This window comes from Streptomyces sp. NPDC046712 (assembly GCF_040645695.1).
Classification (GTDB): Bacteria; Actinomycetota; Actinomycetes; order Streptomycetales; family Streptomycetaceae; genus Streptomyces.
Window position 1 is genome coordinate 1 of sequence record NZ_JBEYYW010000049.1, and the last position, 16201, is coordinate 16201.

The following is a 16201-nucleotide window of genomic DNA, read 5'->3' on the forward strand; positions in this document are numbered from 1 at the left end:
TCGAGCGCATGATGCGCGACGCCAAGATCACCCAGATCTACGAAGGCACCAACCAGGTCCAGCGCATCGTCATGGCCCGCAACCTCCCGTAATCGACTGCGGCGGACCACAGAGAGGCACCCCCTCGGGGGTGCCTCTCGCGCTATACGGACACGGCCGTGGCGTAGCTGGCGGCTTGCATCTCGTCACACAGCACCTTGCAGGCGCCGAGGTGCTCCCCGAACTCGGGCTGGCCCTTCCAGGCGCTTATCGCCTCCGCGTCGCGCCAGGACGCGAAGGAGATGAAGTGCCTCGGCTCGGCCGTGTCGCGGATGAGCCGGGCGGACAGGAAGCCTTCGTTCTCCTTCTTGGTCCAGGTCAGGAAGGCCGTCCACCGTTCGATGAACTCGTCCTCCTTGCCCTCGGAGACCCGCCAGTTGCCGGACGACCAGAACTTGCTGTCGTCGGTCATGGCACACCACCTCGTGGAAGCCCCCTCCCACCAGGCTAGGCCGCTACCCGCGGGTCGTCAGCGGTCCGAGGTGACGGTGACCTTCTCGTCGTTCTGGATCTGCGAGACCAGCTGCTTCACCTTGGGCATGTCCCACTTCAGCGAGCCCTGCGGCGCGCTGCCCGAGATCGGGATGTTCATCGACTTCCCGTCGCCGCCGCTGATGCCCTTCATCGCGAAGAACATCTTGCCGAGGTCGTACAGCGACATGTCCTTGTCGACGATCAGCGTGTCCAGACCGGCACCCAGCGTCGGGTACAGCTTGAACGGGTTGAGGATCGTGCCCGGCGTCGCCGCCTGGTTGGCCAGGGCGGACAGGAACTTCTGCTGGTTCTTCGTCCGCGCGAGGTCCGACTCGGCGAACGCGTACCGGGTACGGACGAACGCGAGGGCCTGCTCACCGTTGAGGGTCTGCTCGCCCGCCTGGAAGTCGGCGCCGGACTTCTTGTCCTTGAAGCCCTTCTCGATGTTCATCTCGACACCGCCGAGCGCGTCCACGATGTTCGCGAAGCCGGCGAAGCCGATCTCCGCGTAGTGGTCGATACGCAGCCCGGTGTTGAACTCGACCGTGCGGACCAGGAGCTCCGGGCCGTCCATCGCGTACGCCGCGTTGAGCTTGGAGCCGCCGCGCGCCCCGTACTTCTTCCCGGACTCCGAGCCGACGAACGAGGGGATGGTCACCCACGAGTCGCGGGGCAGCGAGATCATCGTGTTCCCGCTGGAACAGGCGGCGAGGATCATCATCGAGTCGGTCCGCTTGCCCTCGGCGGAACCGGTGTGCAGCTTCTTCTTCTCCTCGGCCGACATGCCCTCACGGCTGTCGGAGCCGACGATCAGATACGTCGTGCAGTCGCCCTCGGCCGGCCGCTCGATGACCTTGGCGAGATCCACCTCGTTACGCATCCGGGAGCTGGCCCAGGCGTACGTGCCGATGCTCCAGCCGAGCACGGCGACGACCAGGACGATCGAGCCGATCTTGATCCGGCGGCGCCAGTCGGGCGCGGCGGGACCGGGCTGCTGCGGCGGGGCGTACTGCGGGGGCACGGTGCCACGGCCGCCGCCCTGGGGGGCGCCGTAGACCTGCCCGGTGTTGTACCCGGAGTCGTAACCCTGCTGCTGCCCGTACCCCTGGTCGTACCGAGGCGGCTGCTGCGGGACCTGCGGACGCTGCACATGGCGCATCCGCCGGGCTCCCTCGGGCTGTGAGCTCGCGCTGCCACGGCCGTATCCGCCGTCATCGGGCCAGTCATTCATGCGGACCAGTGTGCAGGCCGCTTCCCGGCGGCCGACAGGGCGGGTGGGGAATCGGGGCGGCGCTGTTGCCAAGCTGATGCAAAGAGGACGAGCCCGGGACCCGGCATAAGGTGGAGGGCATGACAGACCAGGCCCAGCGCACGGACCGCCCGGAGGGCGATATTCCGGGCAAGCCCACCTCCGCGTCCCGCACCACCCTCAGCCACATCATGACCAGCCACGACACCAACCTCCTCGGTACGGTGCACGGCGGCGTGATCATGAAGCTGGTGGACGACGCGGCGGGCGCCGTCGCGGGCCGGCACTCGGGCGGGCCCGCCGTGACCGCCTCCATGGACGAGATGGCGTTCCTGGAGCCGGTACGGGTCGGGGACCTGGTCCATGTGAAGGCCCAGGTCAACTGGACCGGCCGCTCCTCGATGGAGGTCGGCGTCCGCGTCATGGCCGAGCGCTGGAACGAGTCCACCCCCGCCCAGCAGGTCGGATCGGCCTATCTGGTCTTCGCGGCGGTCGACGGCGACGGCAAGCCGCGCCCGGTCCCGCCCGTGCTCCCGGAGACCGAGCGGGACAAGCGCCGCTATCAGGAGGCCCAGATCCGCCGTACCCATCGACTGGCCCGCCGCCGCGCAATCAAGGAGCTGCGGGAGCGCCGCGCGGCGGAGGGCTACGAGGACTGACGGCTGCCACGTCGACGGGGGAGGCTACGCGGACTGACGGCTGCCACGTCGACGGCGGAGGCTACGCGGACTGACGGCCGGCCGGCCCGTCGACCTACGGGCACACCACCTGGTCCCCGGTGACCGCCTCGAACGGCCCCGCGTGCGTCTCCTCGGCCCGCACGGGCGTGACTCCCTTGTAGTCCGCGCCCACGGAAACCCGCAGGGTCCCGCCCTGCCCCTTCACCGCGCGCAGCTCCGCCCCCGGCAGTGCTGCCGCGAGGGACTTCGCCGAGCGGTCCCAGAGCGGGTCGTACTCCACCAGCGTGCGCGCGCGCCCGGCACCGTCCCCGGTGCGCGGCGCGCGCGTCGTGTCGAAGCCCGTGGCCCGCAGCGCGTCGTCGACCTTCCGGCCCAGACCGTCCGTCCGCGTCCCGTTGTAGACCTGCACCCGGATCGTCTTCGGCGCCACGTCCACCACCGCCACCTTCGGGCCGGCCTTCGCCGCGGGCTTGTGCGGGGCGAGCGGCCGGTCGTCGCGCAGGGCCTGGAAGAGCTTCTGCGCCCTGGGCGCGTCCCACTTCACCGTCGAGCCGATGCCCTGCACCGGGAAGCTCATGTCCCCGATCGGCACCGAGACGAACTCGGAGGACGCCGGGGTGAAGCCCCGCATCGCCTTCGCGAGGGCCAGGATCTGCTCCGTACCGAAACCGGCGTCCGCCCGCACCGAGCTCAGCATCGTCGTGGCGACCTGGCGGAACCGCACCGGGTTGAGCAGCACCCCGCTGCTGGTCATCCGGTCGATCAGCGCCGCCGAGAAGCGCTGCTGGCGCTGCATGCGGCCGATGTCGGACGCCCCGTCGACATGGCGCGAGCGCACGTACTGCAGCGCCTGCCCGCCGGTCAGCTCGTGCGGCCCGGCCGACAGGTCGAGCCCTGTGTACGAGTCCTTCATCGGCCGCGTCGTACAGATCTCCACCCCGCCCACCGCGTCCACCGTCTTCATGAAGCTGGTGAAGTCGACCTCCAGATAGTGGTCGATCTTGACGCCCGTCATGCTCTCGACGGTCCGCACCGTCAGACCCGGCCCGCCCTCGGCGTACGCGGCGTTCAGCTTCACCGGATGGGCCTGGTGCTGCTCCCCGGTGGTCGTGTCCACGTGCTCGGGCATCTCGGCGTACGAGTCACGGGGCAGGCTCACCACGCTCGCTCGCTCCCGGTCCTCGGAGATGTGGACGAGCATCACGGTGTCGGTGCAGTGACAGGGGTCACCCCCGAGCCGGTACTCCTTCCGCTCCTCCTCCGTGATCCCGTCCCGCCCGTCCGTGCCCACGACCAGCACGTTCATGCCGTGCCCGGCCTGGGGACGGTTCTTCATGTCCTTGAAGGGGTCGACCCGGGTGATCCCCGTGTCCAGGCTGGTCACCACGGCATGACCGATCCCGCCCGCGCCCAGGACGAGCACGGAGAGCGTGGTCGCCATCCGCATTCCCCACCGTGGCCGCCGGACCCGTCTGACGCGGCGGGCCGGTACAGGACGGGCGGCCGGTCGGGGACGGGGCGTGCGGGGCGGTGTGGGCACCGGGGGACACCTCCGCGGGTGGGACGAGGGAACCGTGAGCACGGTAGGCCCATACGATCAGCGCAAGGGTGCGCCGGACCCCGTGGCGCGCTCGGTGTCCCCCGTTCGCGGTAACGTGGCGGGCGATACTGCTGTCTCCCGGGGGACGACCCCGGACCCCCGAGGAACCCATGCAGCCCCCCGTCTCCGTGATCATGCCGGTCCTCAACGAGGAGCGGCACCTGCGCAACTCGGTCCGTCACATCCTCGAGCAGGAGTACGACGGCGAGATGGAGGTGGTGATCGCGCTCGGCCCGTCCACGGACCGCACCGACGAGATCGCCGCCGAACTCGTACGGGAGGACCCCCGGGTCCACACCGTGCCGAACCCCACGGGCCGTACCCCCGCCGCCCTCAACGCGGCGATCAAGGCGTCCCGTCACCCGATCGTGGTGCGGGTCGACGGCCACGGCATGCTGTCGCCCAACTACATCGCGACCGCGGTCCGTCTCCTGGAGGAGACCGGCGCGCAGAACGTCGGCGGCATCATGCACGCCGAGGGCGAGAACGACTGGGAGCAAGCGGTCGCCGCCGCGATGACCTCGAAGGTCGGCGTCGGCAACGCCGCGTTCCACACCGGGGGCGAGGCCGGCCCGGCCGAGACCGTGTATCTGGGTGTCTTCCGCCGCGAGGCCCTGGAGCAGCAGGACGGCTACAACGTGGAGTTCGTCCGCGCCCAGGACTGGGAGCTGAACTTCCGTATCCGCGAGGCGGGTGGCCTGATCTGGTTCTCACCGGAGCTGCGCGTCCAGTACCGGCCCCGCCCGAGCGTCCGCGCGCTGGCGAAGCAGTACAAGGACTACGGCCGGTGGCGCCACGTCGTGGCCCGCTACCACCAGGGCTCCATCAACCTCCGCTACCTCGCCCCGCCGACCGCCGTCTGCGCGATCGCGGCCGGCCTGGTCGTGGGCGTGGCGCTCACCCCCCTCGGTTTCGTGATCCCGGCCGGCTACCTCGCAGCGATCACCGCGGGCTCGCTCCCGGCGGGCAAGGGCCTCCCCCTGAAGGCCCGTCTGCAGATCCCGGTGGCCCTCGCCACGATGCACATGTCCTGGGGCTACGGCTTCCTGACCAGCCCGCGCGCCCTCGCGAAGAAGGTCATCGCGAGCCGCCGCCCGGCGGTGCGGACGACGTCCGTCTGACATGGCGGAGGCCGCCCGGTGCGTGATGCACGGGGCGGCCTCCGTCGTACCGGGTGGGCCGTCGAGGACGGTCAGCCGCAGTTGTGCAGTCGGTACGAACCGCCCTGGAAGGCCAACGTCCCGTACTGGTCCCACATGTTGACCTCCTCGGCGACGCACAGGCCGGCGCCGTTCACCCAGTTGGGACCGGCGTAGGAGCTGAAGTAACCGGGGTCCTCGTCCCAGTCCTTGATGGTCCGGCTCGTGGTCATGGCATACGTGGTGAACGACATACGCGTGGAGATCCCGGCGAGCGGCCCCCGCTTCACCACGACCTGACAGTTCTGCGATCCGTCCCAGTAGGTGTAGACGTCGGCGATCTTCTTGCCGGCGTGCACACCGTGGTCGGCGTTGATGCCGTAGCTGTCCACCAGGCCGCCGGTGCAGCCGTAGCCGCCGGCCGATGCGGCGGGTGCGGTGACGACCGGCGCGACAACGCCGACGCCGAGGACGACGGCGGCGCTGGTGAGCAGGCGGGCAAGTCTGTGGGTGCGCATGGGTCGGTCTTCTCCCTGATCTGCGCCCAGGTGCGCGAGGTGGTCAACTCGGCAGGCTCTTCTGGGCATTGGAGTTCGATTCTCGACACGCGAGTTGATCTTGTCGAGAGTCTGATCCGGGAGAGTCTGTGATCCCGGTCACGAGCGATGCGCGCGCAGTGGACGGAGCCCCGACGCATCGCGTCGGGGCTCCGTCCTCATGGGTCTCGCGGTGTCAGCAGACCGTGGAGGTCGAGCCGCCGGTCGAGTTCAGGTAGCCCGTGGCGTGCGTGCAGTAGGCCGCGGTGTCGGCGGGCGTGCCCCAGAGCTCGGAGCGCGTCGTGTTGGAGAGCCTCGCCTCGCCGTAGTCGTTGCCGGAGTCGGAGTGGTTCACGACGTGGACGTAGAGGTCCCAGTTCGTGTGGGTGTTCCGGAACTGCTGCCACACGTATATGTAGGCGTAGTTGTAGCCACAGCCGTAGTACTGCTTGACCGACGCGGCGTCCATGCCGCCGACCTGGATCACCCGGGTGGAGCCGACCTGGGACACGTTGCTGCAGCCGGAGGGGGTGCTCGCGGCGGCGGAGGGGGCGTTGACGAGGGAGAGGCCGACCATCGCGGTGAGAGCACCGAGAGTCGAAGCGACCTTCTTGCCGAGGTTCATGGTTGAGCTCCAAATAAGCGTCAGATTAAGCCCGCTGAAGCTATAGCCAATGATCGATCAATGTAAATGATCAAGCAGGTGATGCGCGTCACGCTGAGTGGGCGTCAAAGTTGCGTGATTCAGGGCAAGTTGAGCCGAACCGGAAGCGATGCTTCCTCCCCTCGCCCGCCGCGCACCGCGACTTTAGGCGCAGACCGCCGCCTGGGCCGGACATGAGTGACGGCCGGACCCCGCGGGGTCCGGCCGTTACTCGGGCGGGAGCTGTCAGCTCTTGCCGTCCCACCTGTAGACGGAGTAGATGTCCATGCACTCCACCTTGTCGTTGGCGCCCTCAGGCAGGTCGCCCGCCTCCGTCTTCGGCTTCTTGTATGTGGTGCCCTCGCGCCAGTCCCCGCCGATGACGAGCGTGATGTTCGCCGCCGTGGCGTCCGCCCGGACGGCCGAGTCGGGCAGGCCCAGCGCCTTGGCCACGGACAGGGCGTCGGCCTTGGCCTGGTCGCCGCCCGCCTTCGGGTACTTGACCACGGAGTCCTTGCGGGGCTCGGCGGTCTGCGAGGCCGTCGCCTGGGTGAAGCCCTTGCCCTGCAGGGTCGTGGCCATCGAACTGGCCCGCCGGTCCACCGACATCTGGCCGTCGGTGCCCGTGCCGTTGACGACCGTCACGGCGAGCGTGCCGGGCGCGGCGGCAGCGGGACCCTTCGGCTTCGCCGAGGCGGACGGCTTGGCGCCGGCCGGGTCGCCGTTCTTGTCGAAGGCGACGTCGTCGCGGAGCATCGCCCACATCTTGTTGGCGGACGACTCCACCATCTGGAGCTTGTCCTTGTTCTGGGGCCACTCGGTCGTGGGAACGGTCGCAGTCGTGAGACGGTCGAGCTTCACGTTCTTGAGCTGCATCGACAGATCGAAGAGCTTCGACACCGAGCGGATCTCGTCGGAGACCTGAAGCGCCTTCGTGGCGGTCTCCGCCAGACCCATGAGCCGCCCGGTGTCGGTCCAGGCGTTCTGGTTCTGGAGCTTCTCCATCATGCCGTTCATGTACATGTGCTGGGCCTTGGCGCGGTTCTGGTCGTTGCCGAACGCGTGCCGGGTGCGCAGCCACTGGAGCGCCTGCTTGCCCTTGACCTCGGTGGTGCCCTCAGGCAGCTTCAGGCCCGAGCCGCCCGGTACCGTCCTGGTGGGCTTGTCGTACACACCCGTCTTCACGCAGACGGGAACGCCGCCGACCTCGTCCGCCATCGCCACCACACCCGCGAAGTCGATCATCATCCAGTGGTCGATGTAGACCCCGGTGATCGACTCCCAGGTGGTCAGCGTGCAGCCCGGACCACCGCGCCCCAGCGTCTCGTTGATGGGCTTGGTGGTGGTGGCGGGGTAGGTCTTGCCGTCCTCGCCCGTGCACTTGGGGATCTTGACGATCGTGTCCCGCGGGATGGAGACGATGTTGGCGTTCTTCCGGTCCGCGGAGATGTGCAGGAGCATCTGGACGTCCGCGAGCGGCGGGCTGTCCCGGAGGTTCTTGCCGCCGCCGAGCGCCACGTTCTTCGCGTCGGCGCGGCTGTCGGAGCCGATCAGCAGGATGTTGAGTGGGGTGTCGCCCAGCGCGTTCGGCGTCGCCTTCTTCACGCCGCTGTCGCCGCCGGCGCGGCTGCCGCCGCGGATGTTGCTGTTGAGGTGCTGGTAGTACAGGTATCCGGCACCGGCCGTCGCGAGTATCAGGAGCGACAGGGTCGCGGCGACCCAGCGGAATATCTTGCGTTTACCGCTCTTCCTGGCCCGCCTGCGTGGCCCTTTGCGCCGGTGACTCGTACGGGCCTCACCACCGCTCCTGCCACCACCACTGCTGCCACCGTCGCCGGCATCCCCGTCGGCCTCGCGAGTGCGGGTGCCGCCCCCAGTACCCGCACCCCCGTCCGCGTAGAGACTTTCGTCCCAGCCCAAATCGCGGGCGTGCGGAACGCGTTTCCGCGTCCCCTCCCTCGGCACGCTGCTCTGTCCCACCCCTGGTCCCCTCGTTTTTCAGGCGTGTGCCGCGACCCGGCGTTTCCGGGTCACTGAGCGCACACCTTCTTGTCTGCTGCAACCTGACCCACGTCCGGCGCCTTCGCCGGACCGGTGATGGGCACCCCCGCGCCCTTGAAGTCGGAACCGAGGACGAGCGTCATGGGCTCGCGCTCCGCGGCGTCCGCGGTGCCAGGCTTGAGCGCCGTGGCGGGCAGGCCCATCATGTCCGCGAGCTTGCGGGCCTGATCGGCCTGGTTCGGTGCGTACGTGAGCGTGGTCTTGGCCGCCTTCTCGGGGGCGTTGGCCTTGTTCGTCGACCTCGTCACGCCCTGATCGTTCTGCAGCCAGTCGATCGTCTTCTGCGCCGCGCCCTGGATGCCGCTGCCGTTGTAGACGTCGACACGCACGTCCACGGCCTTGGCGCGCGGCCCTTGGAGCAGCTTCGCCTCGGCCTGCGCCTGGGCGTTCTTGGTGGCCTGTTCCTGCTTCTTCACCTCGGTGAAGGAGATGTCGTTCTGCACCATGTTGAACACCTGCGGTGCCTTGACCGGGTGGAGAACGACGGTCGCCCTCGCGGTGGGCGGTTCATCCGGGTTGTCGATCACCGGAACGGTCATGAAACTGATGTTCTTCAGGTCGACCTTCCCGAGCTCCTTGGCCAGGGTGGTCAGCTTCAAGGCCGAGCCTATTCCGCTGTCCACGGTGAGCGCCTTGGTCGCCGCGTCCGCGACCTTGAGCAGCTTCGTCGGACTGTCGAGCGTGTCTTCCTTCATCTGCCGGATCATCGAGGCGAGGAACTGCTGCTGCATCTTGATCCGGTCCAGGTCGCTCTCGTTGCCGAGACCGTGCCGGTTGCGAAGGAACGCGAGCGCGTCCTCGCCCATGATCGTGTGCTCGCCCTCCGAGAGGTTGAGCTTGGAGTAGTCCTTGTCACGGATGGGCTTGTTGAGGCAGACCTTCACGCCGCCGACGGCGGTCGACAGCGTCTTGACGGCGTTGAAGTCGACCATCATGAAGTGGTCGATCTCGATGCCGCCCGTGAGCGACTTGACGGTGCGCATCGTGCAGCCCGGGTCGCGGCCGTTCACGCCGTAGGACTCGTTGAACTTCGTCGTGGTGGTCGAGCCGGGGATGACCTTGGTCGATCCGTCGGGCTGCTTCGTGGGGCAGTCCGGGATCTTGATCTTGAGGTCTCGGGGGATGCTCATAGCCGTCGCGTTGGTGCGGTCCTCCGAGACGTGGAAGAGGAACGTCGTGTCGGCGTGGCCGGTGACGTTGTCCTTGTTCCCGTAACTCGTGTTGCCCTCGCCGGTGCGGACGTCGTTGCCGATGATCAGGATGTTCAGCGGCCCCTCCATCGTCTCGCCACCCTTGGCGGCGTCACCGACGTCGATGGTGCTGATGTTGCCGTTGAAGTGGTCGTACAGCGCGTACGCGCCCGCGGCACCCGCCACGAGCACGACGGCCATCGTCCCGCCCGTCCAGAGCAGGGCCTTCTTCTTGCGGGACTTCTGCGGCTTGCGCTTGCGGCGGCCGGCCGAAGGCTGCCCGCCCGCGGGCCCCTCAGGGGCGCGGCGGCGGCGCTGGCCGGGAACGGGCGCCTCGGTCGAGGTGTGTGAACGCTCGCCGGTCCGGGAATGCTCGGCAGATCTGGGACCGGGAGTGGTGGCGCCGCGGACGCGGGACTGCTGGGTCGACTGCGCACCGGAGTGGTTCAGTCGCAGTTCGTAGCTGCCGGTCTGCGGGTTGAGTACCCACTGGTCGGCGGGGTCGATCTCGTCCGCCTGTCCACGGCTGTGCGCGTCCACGGTTACTTGAATCCTCCGTCGGTGCCACGCGAGGCGCCACCCCCGTCGGGCGCTCGGTCGTTCGATCCGTCTGAGTGCGCGACCACGCGGTCGGGTGCACCGGATCGCGTCACACTATCCGCCCAGTTCAGCGTGGGGCGACGTCCGTGACAAATTCCACGCTCCTTACAACTGGGCAATTTGCTCAAACCTCATCCACCCCGGGCCTTCCCTTGGACTCCCCTTTACTCACCCTCCCCGAAGCCTCCTCTAGGGGCACGCTCCCTCCGCCGCACTGTGCCCCGAGAACGTCGGCGTCGGCGCCGGACTCCGCGGGCCCGCGGAGTCCGGCTTCCCGTCGCCGTCCGTGTCCTCGCCCGAGCGTCGCGGTGTCGACGCCTCGGCGCCCGGCGTCACCGTGACGGGCTTGTCCTCGCGGAGCCGCTTGAAGAGTTGACTCGCTTCGGGTTGTACGAGTTCGTCCCGGTTCGCGTTGTACGGGTACGGCCGCCGCGGCACCGTGAGGAACTGCACCTTCTCCGTGGGGATGGCCCGCATCGAGCGCGCCAGGTCGTAGAGGTCACGGAGCGAGTTCAGCCCCGGGTCGGTCGTGATGGACTTCGTCGCCGCGTCCAGCACCGGGTACAGGCGGGTCGGATTCAGCAGGACACCGTTGCTCTGCACCTTGTTGACCAGGGCGCCCAGGAACTGCTGCTGGCGGTCCATGCGTTCCGTGTCGCTTCCGTTGCCGAGCGACTTGCGGGCCCGTACGAAGCCCAGCGCCTGCTCGCCGTGGAGCGTCCGGCGCCCGGCCGGCAGCTTCAGACGGGCGTCCGAGTCGTCGATCGGCTCCTTGAGGCAGATCTCCACCCCGTCCACGGCGTCGACCATCTTCTTGAAGCCCCGGAAGTCGATCACCATGTGGTGGTCGATCCTGATCCCGGTCAGCCGCTCGACGGTACGGATCGTGCAGGCCGTGCCGCCGATCTCGAAGGCCGAGTTGAACTGGGCGAATTGTTCAGGTGTGCGCGTTTTCTTCGCTGTGCTGCAGCTGGGCATCCGCACCATCAGGTCGCGCGGGATGGAGACCGCCGTCGCGCTCGACTTCCCCGCCGAGAGATGCAGCAGGATCGTGGTGTCGGAGCGCTGGGTCCCCTTGTCCTTCCCGTACTGGGAGTTGCCGGCGCCGGTCCGGGTGTCCGAGCCGATGAGCAGGATGTTCCGCGCGGAGGAGACGATCGCGCTCGGGCGCTCCTTCTCGTACTTGAGCAGCTCGGCGGCGGCGGTGGTGTCGGTGGTGATGTTGCTGTCGAGCGTGCGGTAGGCCCACCAGCCGACACCCGCCGCGGCGAGGACGACGACGGAGCATCCGAGCGCAGACCAGCGCAGCCAGTGCCGCTTGCGCGGGGCGTCACCCGCGGGTCCGCCCCTGGCGGCACCGGTGACTTCCCCGTCACCTTCGGCGTCGGCTTCCCCGTCACCTCCGGGATCGGCTTCCCCGCCACTTCCGGCGTCGGCTTCCCCGTCACCTTCGGCGTCGCTTGTGGCGGCACCTTCGGGATCGGCTTCACCGTCAGTTCCGGCGTTGGCTTCCCCGTCACCTTCGGCGTCGCTTGTGGCGGCACCTTCGGCGTTGCCCTCGGCGGCACCGGCCCTGTCCTCCATGCCGGCCGCGCCCTCGGTGCTGGGCGTCTCGTCCCCGTCCGGGGAGTCCGGTTCGGCGGGCGTGCCGGCACTGTCCGTCACGTCTGAGTCCATCCTTCATGCCGTCGGCGGCGCGCCGGGCCGCCGCCTCGCAGAGATAGACGGCCGAACCTGACGCCTGGTTGTGCGGGAGGGGTGCGTACCCGCCGATCATGTACCGGAGTTGACGCACAGACCCGAGGACTCGGCGAGTCGGTGCGCCATACGGGTGGAACCTCAGCGGGTCGTCAGGCCGCGGTCACCGTGACCCGCTCGCTCTCCACCCGCTTCTCGAGCGCCTCGGGCGCCAGTTGGTCCAGGTTCCGGCACAGCACGACCGAGGCCCCGGCCGCCAGAGGCGCGTACAGCCCGGCGGAGACCCCGTCCCAGGTGTCGTACGTACGGCTGGACAGCAGCCGCGCGCCGGGCGTGAGGCCGAGGGCCTCGGCGTCCGCGCGGGCCCGCTCGACGAGCTGGGCGCCCGTCAGTTCCGTACCGTCGACCAGGAGGGCCGGGGCGTCCGCGTCGACCGGGACGAACGGGGCGAACCGGTCGCCCTGGCTCGGCACCTCCACCGCGTAGTCCGCGTAACCGGCGGGCGGGGCCGGGAATCGGCGGCCCAGCGGGGCGAGGGAGAGCGCGATCCGGTCTCCCGAGCAGGCGAGACCCGCGTCGAGGGTGTCGGGTCCCGCGACGACGTAGTCGGCGTCCGCGGGGTCGCCGCCGATCTCGGCGGTCACGCCGACGGACGAGCACGCCAGCAGCCACACGGCGGTCTGCCAGTGCGCGGGCAGCAGGAGCGCGAGCCGGTCGCCGGGGGAGGCGGAGAGCTCGCCCTGCAGCAGATTGGCGGTCTTGGCCACCCAATTGGCGAAGGTGGCGACGGACAATTCGACGCGCTCACCGGTGGCGTCGTCGTAGTAGGTGACCAAGGGGCGGGCAGGGTCCGCGGCGAGCGCGGATCGCAGCAGGTCGGCGGGGGTGCGGTCGCTGGCGTTCACGCGGGCAAGGGTACGCGGGGAGGTGTGCGGGGGGCCGCCGTACCGGTGACACCGTCCACCGGTCGGCCCGACGCTCCGTCAGTGTCCTGGTGGGATCCCGCCATGCGGAACCGCCCGCGGGTACGGACGATCACCTCATGCGTGCCTACCTTGCCTCCTCGATCGCCGTGACGTGCGCGGCGGCACTCGCCCTGCCGTTGTCCCTCGCGACGCCGACGGCGTCGCTCCCGCCGGGTGCGCCCACGGGCCGCTCGGCGGTTCTGCCGGCCGCCGGGGACCCGGCCGCCGAAGGGCGCGCGGGCCCCGACGGGCCGCCCGCCTCCGTAGCTGCCGCAGCCGACTCATCCTTCGCCGACTGGTCCTCCGTCGACTCCACCTCGGCCGACTCCACCTCCACCCCCGACTCCGCTTCCGCCGCTGCTTCGGCCTCCGTCGAGACGGACGTCGCCGGGACCACCCAGTCCCTGCCCCTCGGCCCGATCGGCACCGCACGGCGGACCATCGGCGCCACTTCGGCGGCGCAGGGCCTGGCCCGACGGGACGTCAGACCCTTCTCGCTCGTGGGCGTCGTCTGGGACGACGCGCGGGCCGAGCTGCACGGCACGGTCCAGGTCCGCACCCGCGCCACCGGGAGCGGGGACTGGTCGGACTGGCAGAACGTGGAGATCCACAACGAGGACCACGGGGCCGACCCCGGCACCCCCGAGGCGATGGCGGCCGGGGTCCGCGGCGCCACCGCGCCCCTGTGGGTCGGTGACTCGGACGGCGTCGAGATCCGCGTCCTGCCGGGACGGGGCGAGGCGGACCACGAGGGGGAGGAGGCGGACCACGGGGAGTTCGAGGCGGACCCCGCGGCGGAGGTGCCACCGCTCCCCGGCGGGCTCCGTCTCGAACTCGTCGACCCCGGCCCGGAGCCGGCCGCCGCCACCCCCGGAGCCCAGTCCCTCACGCGTACGGCGACGCGGCAGGCGCATCGCGCGCCGACCGTCGAGGAGGCGGCCGCCACCTCCGCCAACGCCCGGCTCGCGCCGGTCGGTAGGGCCGCGATCCCCGCCGCGGCCGCCGCGAAGCCGTACATCGGACCCCGCCCGAAGATCATCACGCGCAAGGGCTGGGGGGCCGACGAGAAGCTGCGGGAGAAGGGCTTCGTCTACACCAAGGCGGTCAAGGCGGCCTTCGTCCACCACAGCGCCACCGGCAACAACTACACCTGCAAGCAGGCGCCCTCCGTCCTCCGCAGTATTTACCGCTACCACGTGAAGAGCAGCGGCTGGCGCGACATCGGCTACAACTTCGCCGTCGACAAGTGCGGAAACATCTACGAAGGCCGTGCGGGGGGCGTGGCGAAGCCCGTACTCGGCGCCCACACGCTGGGTTTCAACACCAACAGCATGGGCATCGCGGTCCTCGGCAGCTATGGCAAGACCAACCCGCCGGCCGCCGTGGTGACCGCCGTCGCCCGGCTGACGGCCTGGAAGCTGGGGCTGCACGGGGTGAATCCGAAGGGCAAGGTGACGCTGACGTCGGGAGGCGGAAACCTCTACAAGAAGGGCAAGAAGGTCAAGTTCAACGCCATCGCGGGGCACCGTGACGGATTCGCGACGGCCTGCCCGGGCGCACGCCTCTACGGCAAGCTCGGCACGGCGAGGAGCGCGTCGGCGAAATACCAGGGACGGCCGTGATGGGGGCACCGGCCGGAGGGTCTGCATAAACTGACCGGTCACATCGCACGGACGAGCGGACAACCCGAAAACGGACGAGCGGACGAGTGACGAGACCGGACCCGGACAGGAAGCAGAGACGACAGGTGACAGAAGCGATCCTCCTGGTCGGTGGTAAGGGCACGCGCTTGCGGCCCCTGACGGTCAACACGCCGAAGCCGATGGTTCCGGCGGCCGGCGTCCCGTTCCTGACGCACCAGCTGGCGAGGGCCAGGGCCGCGGGCGTCGAGCACGTGGTGCTCGCCACCTCGTACCTGGCCGAGGTGTTCGAGCCGCACTTCGGTGACGGCTCGTCGCTGGGCCTCAGCCTGGAGTACGTGACGGAGGAGGAGCCGCTCGGTACGGGCGGCGCGATCCGGAACGTCGCCTCTCGGCTGCACTCGGGCCCCGACGACCCGGTCCTCGTCTTCAACGGCGACATCCTGACGGGCCTGGACATCCGGGCCCTGGTCGCCACGCACGCGGACTCGGGGGCAGACGTCTCGCTGCACCTCACCCGGGTCGACGACCCGAGGGCGTTCGGCCTGGTCCCGACGGACCCGACCGGCCGGGTCACCGCCTTCCTGGAGAAGCCGCAGACTCCGGAGGAGATCGTCACCGACCAGATCAACGCGGGGGCCTACGTCTTCCGCCGCTCGGTCATCGACTCGATCCCGACGGGCCGCCCCGTCTCGGTCGAGCGGGAGACCTTCCCCGAGCTCCTCGCCTCCGGCGCCCATCTGCAGGGCCTGGTCGACTCCACGTACTGGCTCGACCTCGGCACCCCGCAGGCGTTCGTCCGCGGCTCCGCCGACCTGGTCCTCGGCCACGCCCCATCCCCGGCGGTGCCGGGCCGCTGCGGCGACCGCCTGGTCCTGCCGACGGCCCGTGTCGCCCCGGACGCCAAGCTCACCGGCGGCACGGTGGTCGGCGCGGGCGCGGTGATCGGCGAGGGCGCCCGCATCACGGGCTCCACGGTCCACGCGGGCGCGGTGATCGAACCGGGCGCGCTGATCACGGACTCCCTGATCGGCGCGGGCGCCCGCATCGGCGCTCGCGCGGTCCTGACGGGCGCGGTCATCGGCGACGGCGCCCACGTGGGCCCGGACAACGAACTCCACGAAGGCATCCGCATCTGGTGCAACGCGGTCCTCCCACCCGGCTCGGTCCGCTTCTCCTCGGACCAGTAGGAACGCCCCGCCCCCGCAGCGTCCACCACCGGCGATACCTGCCCAGTCGGCAGGCCCGCCGTCTGTCCCCTCCATGGCCCGCAGCCGCCGACGGCGACGCACGCCCAGGCGGCAGGCCCGCCGCCTATGCCGTTGCTTCCGCGTGCCCGCAGTCGCCGGCGGTGGGGCTTGTCCAGGCGGCAGCGCCGCTGTCGCTTCCACTGCGCGGCCGCCACCGGCGGGACCTGTCGAGGCGCAGGCCGCCCTCTGCGCCTTCCACGGCCCGCGGCCGCCGACGGCGGCGCATGCCCAGGCGGCAGGCCCGCCGCCTGTGCCGTCGCTTCCGCGGCCCGCAGTCGCCGACGGCGGGGCTTGCTCAGGTGCAGGCCAGCCCTCTGTGCCGTCGCTTCCGCGGGCCCGCAGGCGCCGACGGCGCGTCACCACCCACGGGAAGACCCGCACCTCTGTGTTCTCTGTCGCACGGGTGGTGCGGGTGGGAAGAACAAGCCCGGCCGAAG

Annotated in this window: 14 protein-coding genes; 5 read left to right on the top strand and 9 right to left on the bottom strand. The window is 70.0% G+C overall.

The features are described 5' to 3' along the window. On the top strand, positions 1 to 92 hold a 92-nt coding region (locus tag ABZ939_RS36175), incomplete at its 5' end, for an acyl-CoA dehydrogenase family protein (protein ID WP_144385854.1). A 50-nt stretch (positions 93 to 142) separates the two neighbouring features. Here ABZ939_RS36175 and ABZ939_RS36180 read toward each other — a convergent pair. Together ABZ939_RS36180 and ABZ939_RS36185 are read right to left on the bottom strand one after the other, a co-directional pair. Beyond that, the gene (locus ABZ939_RS36180) at positions 143 to 451 is read right to left on the bottom strand and encodes an antibiotic biosynthesis monooxygenase family protein (RefSeq protein WP_361864737.1); all 309 of its coding nucleotides are present in this window, start codon (positions 449 to 451) and stop codon (positions 143 to 145) included. Positions 452 to 508: 57 nt separating this feature from the next. Next, positions 509 to 1744 (bottom strand): LCP family protein, encoded by a 1236-nt coding sequence (locus ABZ939_RS36185; protein WP_361864739.1) that lies wholly within the window; start codon positions 1742 to 1744, stop codon positions 509 to 511. A gap of 119 nt (positions 1745 to 1863) precedes the next feature. Here ABZ939_RS36185 and ABZ939_RS36190 point away from each other — a divergent pair, with 119 nt between their 5' ends. Next, a complete protein-coding gene (locus ABZ939_RS36190; RefSeq protein WP_361864740.1) occupies positions 1864 to 2421 on the top strand; it encodes an acyl-CoA thioesterase in 558 nt (185 codons plus the stop codon). Between the two features lie 94 nt (positions 2422 to 2515). On the opposite strand, the gene ABZ939_RS36195 is transcribed toward ABZ939_RS36190, so the two are convergent. Then, positions 2516 to 3889 carry an LCP family protein gene (locus ABZ939_RS36195; protein WP_361864741.1) on the bottom strand — a complete coding sequence of 458 codons (1374 nt, stop codon included), beginning with the start codon at positions 3887 to 3889 and terminating at the stop codon, positions 2516 to 2518. A 263-nt stretch (positions 3890 to 4152) separates the two neighbouring features. Here ABZ939_RS36195 and ABZ939_RS36200 point away from each other — a divergent pair, with 263 nt between their 5' ends. After that, the gene (locus ABZ939_RS36200) at positions 4153 to 5163 is read left to right on the top strand and encodes a glycosyltransferase family 2 protein (protein WP_361864743.1); all 1011 of its coding nucleotides are present in this window, start codon (positions 4153 to 4155) and stop codon (positions 5161 to 5163) included. A 71-nt stretch (positions 5164 to 5234) separates the two neighbouring features. On the opposite strand, the gene ABZ939_RS36205 is transcribed toward ABZ939_RS36200, so the two are convergent. The 6 genes from ABZ939_RS36205 to ABZ939_RS36230 form a co-directional block, all read right to left on the bottom strand. Further along, positions 5235 to 5699: a hypothetical protein gene (locus ABZ939_RS36205; RefSeq protein WP_361864745.1), complete on the bottom strand. Its 465-nt coding sequence runs from the start codon at positions 5697 to 5699 to the stop codon at positions 5235 to 5237. 214 nt (positions 5700 to 5913) lie between these two features. Beyond that, the gene (locus ABZ939_RS36210) at positions 5914 to 6342 is read right to left on the bottom strand and encodes a hypothetical protein (RefSeq protein ID WP_361864747.1); all 429 of its coding nucleotides are present in this window, start codon (positions 6340 to 6342) and stop codon (positions 5914 to 5916) included. Positions 6343 to 6606: 264 nt separating this feature from the next. Further along, a complete protein-coding gene (locus ABZ939_RS36215) occupies positions 6607 to 8340 on the bottom strand; it encodes an LCP family protein (RefSeq protein WP_361864749.1) in 1734 nt (577 codons plus the stop codon). A 50-nt stretch (positions 8341 to 8390) separates the two neighbouring features. Further along, complete coding sequence (locus ABZ939_RS36220; RefSeq protein ID WP_361864751.1) at positions 8391 to 10151, bottom strand: LCP family protein; 1761 nt, start codon at positions 10149 to 10151, stop codon at positions 8391 to 8393. A 249-nt stretch (positions 10152 to 10400) separates the two neighbouring features. Further along, positions 10401 to 11876, bottom strand: a complete 1476-nt coding sequence (locus tag ABZ939_RS36225) for an LCP family protein (protein ID WP_361864752.1) — start codon at positions 11874 to 11876, stop codon at positions 10401 to 10403. A gap of 185 nt (positions 11877 to 12061) precedes the next feature. Further along, positions 12062 to 12814 (bottom strand): TIGR03089 family protein, encoded by a 753-nt coding sequence (locus tag ABZ939_RS36230; protein ID WP_361864754.1) that lies wholly within the window; start codon positions 12812 to 12814, stop codon positions 12062 to 12064. Between the two features lie 137 nt (positions 12815 to 12951). Here ABZ939_RS36230 and ABZ939_RS36235 point away from each other — a divergent pair, with 137 nt between their 5' ends. Both ABZ939_RS36235 and ABZ939_RS36240 read left to right on the top strand, forming a co-directional pair. Beyond that, positions 12952 to 14496, top strand: a complete 1545-nt coding sequence (locus tag ABZ939_RS36235; protein WP_361864756.1) for an N-acetylmuramoyl-L-alanine amidase — start codon at positions 12952 to 12954, stop codon at positions 14494 to 14496. A 125-nt stretch (positions 14497 to 14621) separates the two neighbouring features. Continuing rightward, entirely contained in the window at positions 14622 to 15704 is a 1083-nt protein-coding gene (locus ABZ939_RS36240; protein WP_361864758.1) for an NDP-sugar synthase, read from the top strand. Positions 15705 to 16201: the final 497 nt, after the last annotated feature.